General features: G+C 72.9%; 9 protein-coding genes and 1 pseudogene. 8 read left to right on the forward strand and 2 right to left on the reverse strand.

The genetic code is table 11. The features are described from left to right. Together ACFFNX_RS36285 and ACFFNX_RS36290 are read left to right on the forward strand one after the other, a co-directional pair. The coding region (locus ACFFNX_RS36285; RefSeq protein ID WP_512699870.1) for a type 2 periplasmic-binding domain-containing protein at positions 1–312 on the forward strand (312 nt) is incomplete at its 5' end. Between the two features lie 123 nt (positions 313–435). Further along, on the forward strand, positions 436–1,326 hold the full coding sequence (locus ACFFNX_RS36290) for an MBL fold metallo-hydrolase (protein WP_378210524.1): 891 nt from the start codon (positions 436–438) through the stop codon (positions 1,324–1,326). 25 nt (positions 1,327–1,351) lie between these two features. Here ACFFNX_RS36290 and ACFFNX_RS36295 read toward each other — a convergent pair whose 3' ends face one another. Beyond that, on the reverse strand, positions 1,352–2,281 hold the full coding sequence (locus ACFFNX_RS36295; protein ID WP_378210525.1) for an ArsR/SmtB family transcription factor: 930 nt from the start codon (positions 2,279–2,281) through the stop codon (positions 1,352–1,354). Positions 2,282–2,371: 90 nt separating this feature from the next. Here ACFFNX_RS36295 and ACFFNX_RS36300 point away from each other — a divergent pair, with 90 nt between their 5' ends. From ACFFNX_RS36300 to ACFFNX_RS36310, 3 genes are all read left to right on the forward strand, one after another. Beyond that, positions 2,372–2,878 (forward strand): hypothetical protein, encoded by a 507-nt coding sequence (locus ACFFNX_RS36300; protein WP_378210526.1) that lies wholly within the window; start codon positions 2,372–2,374, stop codon positions 2,876–2,878. Positions 2,879–3,052: 174 nt separating this feature from the next. Beyond that, a complete protein-coding gene (locus tag ACFFNX_RS36305) occupies positions 3,053–4,624 on the forward strand; it encodes a phytoene desaturase family protein (RefSeq protein WP_378210527.1) in 1,572 nt (523 codons plus the stop codon). 117 nt (positions 4,625–4,741) lie between these two features. After that, positions 4,742–5,595, forward strand: a protein-coding gene (locus ACFFNX_RS36310) for an IS5 family transposase (RefSeq protein WP_378210528.1) whose coding sequence is annotated in 2 segments (ribosomal slippage) — positions 4,742–4,937 and positions 4,937–5,595 — 855 coding nt in all. Because the reading frame shifts where the segments join, the coding sequence is not laid out codon by codon here. A gap of 9 nt (positions 5,596–5,604) precedes the next feature. On the opposite strand, the gene ACFFNX_RS36315 is transcribed toward ACFFNX_RS36310, so the two are convergent. After that, the gene (locus tag ACFFNX_RS36315) at positions 5,605–6,204 is read right to left on the reverse strand and encodes a TetR/AcrR family transcriptional regulator (protein WP_378210529.1); all 600 of its coding nucleotides are present in this window, start codon (positions 6,202–6,204) and stop codon (positions 5,605–5,607) included. Positions 6,205–6,236: 32 nt separating this feature from the next. Between ACFFNX_RS36315 and ACFFNX_RS36320 the strand changes: the two genes are divergently transcribed. From ACFFNX_RS36320 to ACFFNX_RS36330, 3 genes and pseudogenes are all read left to right on the forward strand, one after another. Further along, positions 6,237–6,527, forward strand: coding sequence for a hypothetical protein (locus ACFFNX_RS36320; RefSeq protein ID WP_378210530.1), 291 nt, complete (start codon positions 6,237–6,239; stop codon positions 6,525–6,527). Positions 6,528–6,530: 3 nt separating this feature from the next. Beyond that, positions 6,531–6,620: pseudogene (locus tag ACFFNX_RS36325) on the forward strand (Rieske 2Fe-2S domain-containing protein); the annotation flags it as partial. 42 nt (positions 6,621–6,662) lie between these two features. Then, positions 6,663–7,311 (forward strand): SRPBCC family protein (locus tag ACFFNX_RS36330; RefSeq protein ID WP_378210531.1); only part of this gene is annotated, 649 nt, incomplete at its 3' end.

Consider the following 7,311-nt stretch of genomic DNA (forward strand, 5'->3'; position numbering starts at 1 on the left):
AACCCCTCACTGGTCGATCTGGTCATGGGCGCGTGCCGGGACGCGGGGTTCGAGCCCGTTCTCGGCCCGTCGCACGGCTCCCTCCAGGACACCCTGGCCGCGCTGGGCGCGGGTGCGCCCGGGTGGACGGTGCTGTACGCCGGGCACGCCCGCCGGCTGCGCGGCGGCCGGGTGACGTTCCTTCCGGTGCGCTCGCCGGACGCGCTTTCGCTGCCGACCGTGCTGGCGGTGCGCGACGCCGCCGACCCCGGCCGGGTCCGCCCGTTGCTGGCCGCCTGCCGGGAGGCGGCGGCCGACGATCACGATTCGTGATCGCTGCGTGCTCGGGCTGCCCCTGGTTCGCCGGAGACGACGGGAGTGGACTGGACACCAGGGGTCCCCGCCGCCACGCGCGGCCGGACGTGCCCGATATCCGAATCACACAGGCGAGGAATCATGACGAATTCCGCGACAGGCCATGACGAGCGGCTGCTGCGGCCGTCGACGGCGCGCTCACTTCGGCTCGGTGACCTGACGTTGACCTACGTGCCGGACGGGGCGGTGGGGCTCGACCCGCGCGCCTGGTTCCCCGGCACCACCGACGAGGTGTGGACCGCCCACCCCGAGTACCTGAACGACGCGGGCGAACTGGTGGCCGGCGTCGGAGCGCTGCTGGTGGAGCGCGGCGACCGCGCACTGCTGATCGACACGGGGTTCGGCCCCCGGTCGGTTCCGGCACAGCCCGGCGGACCGCGCGGGGCCATCCACGGCGGCGCGCTGCTGGACAACCTGGCCGCGCTCGGTCGCGCACCGGCGGAGATCGAAGCGGTGGCCTTCACCCATCTGCATCTCGACCACATCGGCTGGGCGTGGCAGTCCGCCCCCGGCCGCGACCGGCCGCCGTTCGCCGGCTCGGACCATCTGGTCGCCGAGACCGAGTGGGCGCAGCGCGACCGCCTCCGAACACGCGGCGTCACAGACGAGATCCTCCAGGTCATGGCGCCACGTGTGCGCACCGTGACCGACGGCCAGGAGGTCTTCCCCGGCGTGCGCGTGCTGCTCACGCCCGGCCACACCGCCGGGCACACGAGTTACGTCATCAGCGGTGGCGGCCGCCGGCTGATCGCCTTCGGTGACGCCATGCACTCGCCGATCCAGGTGGGCCACCCGGAATGGCCGGCCGTCGTCGATCTCGACCCCGAATCGGCCGCGCGGCAGCGCCGGCGTCTTGTCGCCGAACTGGCGGAGCCGGACACCGTCGGCTTCGGCGTCCATTTCGCCGACGTGGTGTTCGGCCGTGTCCACCGAGACGGCGACCGGTCCGTGTGGCGGCCGGTCGACCGCTGACCCGCGTGAGGGCCGGGCCCGCGGCTCAGTGCTCCCGCAGCAGGCGCATTCCCAGCGGCGTCGCCACGTGGTTCACCGCCTTGCCCGTACGGAGCGTGACGATCAGGCCCGCGCCGCGCAGGGTCTTGGTGTGCGCCGACACGGACGCCGCGCTGACGCCCAGCTCGGTCGCGAGCTCGCTCGTCGTCCGTCCCTCGGTGACCAGGGACAGGATCGCCGCGCGGGTGCGGCCGAGCAGCGGCGCGAGCGCGTCGCGCGCCCCGGTGTCGACCAGGGGCAAGGGGGTGAGCGCGGGGTAGAGCAGTAGCATCGACCCGTCGGAGTGCCGGCCGATCATCGGCCGGCCGGTCCAGAACGCCGACGGCATCAGCGTCAGGCCGCGGCCGGCCGGCGCGTGCACGGAGTCCGCGGGCACCTCGACCTCCAGGGTGGTGCCGTTCCAGCGTGAACCGGGGTAGAGGCTCGCCAGAGTCGCCGCCACGCCCCGCTCGGCGAGATGCGTCCGCCGCCAGGCGAGATCGGCGTCGAAGCTCGCGCGGACCCGCTCCCGGTCCGGCGCGATCACCGCGTCGTACGCCCGGCGCAAGGCGCCCTCGAGGAGCCGCCACGCCTCGCGGTCGCGGCGCGCCAGGCCCGTGGTCCACGGCGTCGGCCGGGTCGTGCGCATGAGCTCGGACCGCGCGTAGCCCGGCGGCGTGGACAGGACCGTCTCCAGGCCCTCCTCCAGACCCTCGCTGTACGGGTCGAGGAACAGCGGCCCTCTCGCATCGGGCGGGATCAGCTCCAGCAGCGCCCGCGCCTCACCCGGCAGGCGCGTACGGCGGGTCCAGCCCGCGAACACGGCGTCGTGGCGCTGATAGGTGGCGACCGCCATTCCCAGCTCCAGCAGCGGGGCCGGCCGGTCGGCGAACCGGACGTTCATCAGGTCCTCGGCGGTGAAGCGCAGTCGAAGCACTCTCGCGACCTTTCGCCCTGGGTCTAAACCATGGCGCCCCCGGGACGGGCGAGACGACGATGCGCGGAAGGCTCTCCCGAAAGGCAGGCAATGCGCAGACTATCCACCATCGTCTTCGTCGCCGGAATCACCGTTGTCCTGGCCGCCCCGGTCGCCGGGGCCACCGGCGGCGAGGGAGGCTGGGTGCCGTACCGCACCCAGCCCTTCGACGCCGTCGGCCGATGCTCCTTCACCGTCCACGGCGACATCGTCCAGGACGAAGAGGAGGTGCGGACCGACGCGACCTTCCCGGACGGCTCGCCGAGGATCCAGGAGTTCCGCGGACCACTCGTGATCCGCTTCACCAACACGAGCAACGGCGAATCGGCCGTCCGCGACGTGTCCGGCTACGGCCGGCTCGAGAACAGGGAGAACGGCGGGTCCGCCTGGTACTTCGACGGAGGCGCGGCCATCGGCGTCCCGATCGGCAACACGGCCTACCCGTCCGGCGAATACATCGTGCACGGCCGGTTCCGGTACACGGTCGCGCCGGACGGCACTCGCGATCTCCCGCACCTCCACGCGAACGTGGAGAACCTCTGCCGGACGCTGGCCTGACCTCCTGCGGGGGCGTGCCGCGGCTCGTGTGGCCCGGGCCCGGCGTCGGTGTGCCGTTCCACGTGCCGGGCACCCGGGCTCGGCGGGCGGTCCGATCGGCGGGCCGCCCCCTTGCCTCCCCCGGCGTCGCGAGGCACGATCGACGCTGACCGGCGAATCAGTAAGGAGCCGCCCGTGTACGACGTCCTGGTGATCGGCGGCGGGCACAACGGCCTCGTCGCCGCCGCTTACCTCGCGAAGACCGGCCTGAAGGTGTGCGTCTGCGAGGCGCGCGAGGTGGTGGGCGGCGCGGCGGTCAGCGAGCACCCGTTCGGCCCCGACTACACGGTCACGTCCCTGTCGTACGTGGTGAGCCTGCTGCCGCCCGCTCTGGTCCGCGACCTGCGGCTGGACCGGCACGGCTACCACGTCTACCCGCAGGGGCCCTACTTCGCGCCGCGCGCCGACGGCGGCAATCTGCGGCTGCCGGACGACCCGGCACGCCGCCGGGAGGAGATCGAGCGGTTCTCCTCCAAGGACGCCGCGGCGTACGAGCGCTGGGACGCCTGGATGGGCGAGCTGGGCGGCATCCTCGGCCCGCTGCTCGACCAGATCCCGCCCAAGCTGGGCTCGCGCCGGCCGGCCGACCTCATCGCCCAGGCCGGGCTGCTGCGCAGCCTGCGGGGGGTCAACGTGCGCTCGGCGGTCGACGTCACCCGGGTCCTCACCGACAGCATCGCCGACCTGGTCGAGGACCACTTCGACTCCGACGCGATGCGCGGCGTGCTCTCGGTGAGCGGGGTGATCGGCACGTGGGCGGGCCCGCGCTCGGCCGGCACCGCGTACGTCATGCTGCACCACCACGTCGGCGAGACCAAGTGGGGTTTTCCGCGCGGCGGGATGGGCGGAGTGACCAAGGCTCTGGCCGGGGCGGCGCGCGGGTTCGGCGCGGAGATCCGCACATCGGCCCCGGTGGCCCGAATCGGCGTCTCCGGCGGGCGCGTCACCGGGGTCACGCTGGAGTCCGGCGAAGAGCTGTCCGCGCACACCGTCGTCACGACCGCGCACCCGGCCATCTCGTTCCTGCGGCTGCTCGACCGCCGCGACCTGCCCGAGGACTTCGTCGCCGACATCGAGCGCTGGAAGACCCGCAGCGGCACCGTCAAGATCAACCTGGCCGTGGACCGGCTGCCGGAGTTCCGCGGCGTCGACGGGTTCGACCCCGAGGCGCACGGCGGCACGATCGTGCTGGCCGAGTCGCTGGACGACGTCGAGGGCGCCTTCCAGGACGCGGTCGCCGGACGCCCCGCGGCGCTGCCGTTCGCCGACGTCTGCATCCCCAGCGTGTTCGATGACTCCCTCGCGCCCGAGGGCCACCACATCGTCTCGATGTTCACCCAGTGGGTGCCGCACACCTGGCACGCGACACAGCCGCAGGACGAGCTGGAGGCCTACGCCGACCGGGTGGTCGCGCGGATGGAGGCGGTCGCGCCGGGCTTCACGTCCTCGGTGCTGCACCGCCAGGTGATCGGCCCGTACGACATGGAGCACGAGTACAACCTGGTCGGCGGGAACATCTTCCACGGCGAGCTGACGCCGGGCCAGATGTTCCACGCGCGGCCCGCGGCCGGCTACGCCGACCTGCGCACGCCGATCAAGGGCCTCTACCAGGCCGGCTCGGCAACGCACGGCGGCGGAGGCGTCACGGGAGTGCCCGGCCGCAACGTCGTACGCCAGGTGCTCAGGGACCGCCGGAGACGCCGATGACGCCAGGGCCTGTCCCGGCGCCCCCCGGCCACAGCGAGCGCCGCGCGGGCGTTGAGACCGGCGCTAGAGCCTGTCCTCAAAGCTGGTCGGGTTGATCTGGTTTGATCTTGGTTTGTGGTGCGTAGGCATGAGCTGAGTGATGAGCAGTGGCAGGCGATCGAACCGTTGCTGCCGCCGTCGGGTGCTGCTGGTCGTCCACGGGTGGATGACCGGCGGGTGATCAACGGAATGTTGTTCAAGGCCAAGGCCGGGGTGGCCTGGCGGGATCTGCCCGAGCGGTACGGGCCGTGGAAGACCGTCTACAACCGGTTTGGCGCTGGTCCCGCAACGGCACGCTCACGATGCTGGTCAGCCGGGCACAGGTGATCGCCGAGGCGATCGATGAACTGGACCGGGAGGTGTCGGTGGACTCCTCCATCGTGCGCGCCCATCAGCACGCCGCCGGAGCCCGGCGCCGGTCTTCCACCCTCGCAGGGCAGACCGAACCAGATGATCACGCTATCGGCCGGTCCCGGGGCGGTACCACGACAAGGATCCATCTCGCCTGTGACGGCCATGGCCGGCCGTTGCCGATCGTCTTGACCGGCGGAAACATCAACGACTGCACCATGTTCGAGCAGGTCATGGCCGGTATCTGCATCCCACGACACCCACAGCGGCGACCGGGACGACCCTGGAGACGGCCCGTGCGGGTGATCGCCGACAAGGGCTACAGCTCCCGGGCCATCCGCACCTACCTACGCCGCCGCGGCATTCCCGAGCGACGCGACCAGCAAGCCGGCCGCCTGCGCCGCGGCTCACACGGCGGCCGGCCACCCGCCTTCGACCGACACATCTACCGGCGGCGTAACGTCGTTGAACGCTGCTTCGGCCGCCTCAAGCAATACCGCGCCATCGCCACCCGCTATGACAAGACCGCCCTTTCCTACCAAGGCATGATCGACCTGGCCACCCTGCTCATGTGGCTTTGAGGACAGGCTCTAGGCGAGAGTGGTGACGCCGAGCTCGCGGGCGGCCTGTTCGTACGCCCAGGCCTCGGCCTTGCGCCGGGTGAGCACGCCGCGATGCACCGTCGTCTGTACCGAGAGCCCGTCGATGAGAGCCGTGATGCGCCAGGCGGCGGCCTCCGGGTCGGGGCAGGTGAACTCCCCCGTCGTGACACCTTCCGCGATCAGTCCGGCGATCGTGTCGCGCCAGCGCAGGTCGAGCCGTCGGCACACCCGGCGCAGCTCGGGCTCGCGGAGCGCGGTCGACCAGCCGTCGATCCAGAGACGCCAGCCCGGCGCGGCCGACCCGCTGGGGTGGTAGAGCCGCAGCGCACGCACCAGACGCTGCCGGGCCGTGCCACCGGACCCTGCGACGTCGGCCAGCCGGTCGAGGTCGCGGCGCGCCGCGTAGGCGAACGCCTCGGCGACGAGCCGGTCCTTGGAGCGGAAGTGGTAGAAGACCAGCGCTGTGCTGACCCCGAGAGTGGTCGCGACGTCCGCCACGCGGATCGTCGCCACGCCGCGCTCGGCGATCTGCGCCACGGTGGCGCGCAGGATCTCCGCACGCCGGTCGTCCACCGTCAGCCGAGCCACGCGCCGACACTATCCCGGCCCGGAGCCGCGGCATGAGCGGCCGGAGGTCCTGGCCGCCCGCGCCGATGCCCGAGGCCGAACCGGCTGGGGCGCTCATGCCGTTCGGCGAGGCGACGATGCCTCCCGCGGCCGCGTACACCGCGCCGGAGTTGCTCGCCTGGGAGCGGCGTCACCTGTTCGCCGGCACGTGGACCTGCCCGGGACGCGCCGGCGAGCTGCTGCCGGTCGGTGTCACCCGGCGTTCGGTGGTCGCGGGGGACGTCCCCGTGCTGCTCACGCCGGAGGGCGCCCTCGCCGACACCTGCCGGCACCGGGGCCACTAGCCACTGGCCGAGGGCCGCACGTCGGACCGCGGCCTGTTCGTCTGCCCGTACCACGCGTGGGCGTACCGGCTCGACGGCGGCCTGCGCGGCGCCCCGGGCCTCAAGGTCACCGGGTACGACCTGGTCCCGCCGCCGATGGCGGTCCGGCATGGGCTGGGCGTTCGTCAATGCCACCGGCCGTTCACCGAGCGCGCGGGCGCGCTGACGACGCTGGTCGAGCCGTACGGACCAGAGCGTCTCGCGCTCGCGGCGCGGCACGAGTACGACGTGCGGGCGAACTGGAAGGTGATCGTCGAGAACTACCACGAGTGCTACCACTGCCCGCTCATCCATCCGGAGCTGTGCGCGGTGTCCCCGCCTGCGAGCGGCGACGACAACGCCCTGCCCGGCGCCTGGGTGGGCGGCTCGACGGACCTGCGCGAGCACGCCGAGACGATGACGCTCGACGGCCGCTCCGGCGGGGCGTTCGTCCCGGGCGCCGAACGCCGGCGGGTGCACTACTTCGGGCTGCTGATCTCGCTGCACCCGGACTACGTGACGATGCATCGCCTGCGGCCGCTCGCGCCGGACCGTACGGGGATCGAGTGCTCGTGGTACGTCCCGGCGGGCGTGGACGACGCGGGGTACGCGGTGGAGTTCTGGGACCGGACGAACCGCCAGGACCGGGCCGAGTCGGTGCAGCGTGGACCGCCGCCCTTCCGGCCCGGCCCGCTCGCGCCGGACGAGGACGCCGTGCGCACGATCGCGCCGGACGGCCGGCGCAGGCCGCCGTACGGCGCGGGTC

It is taken from the genome of Actinoallomurus acaciae (assembly GCF_042429965.1).
Taxonomy (GTDB): domain Bacteria; phylum Actinomycetota; class Actinomycetes; order Streptosporangiales; family Streptosporangiaceae; genus Actinoallomurus; species Actinoallomurus acaciae.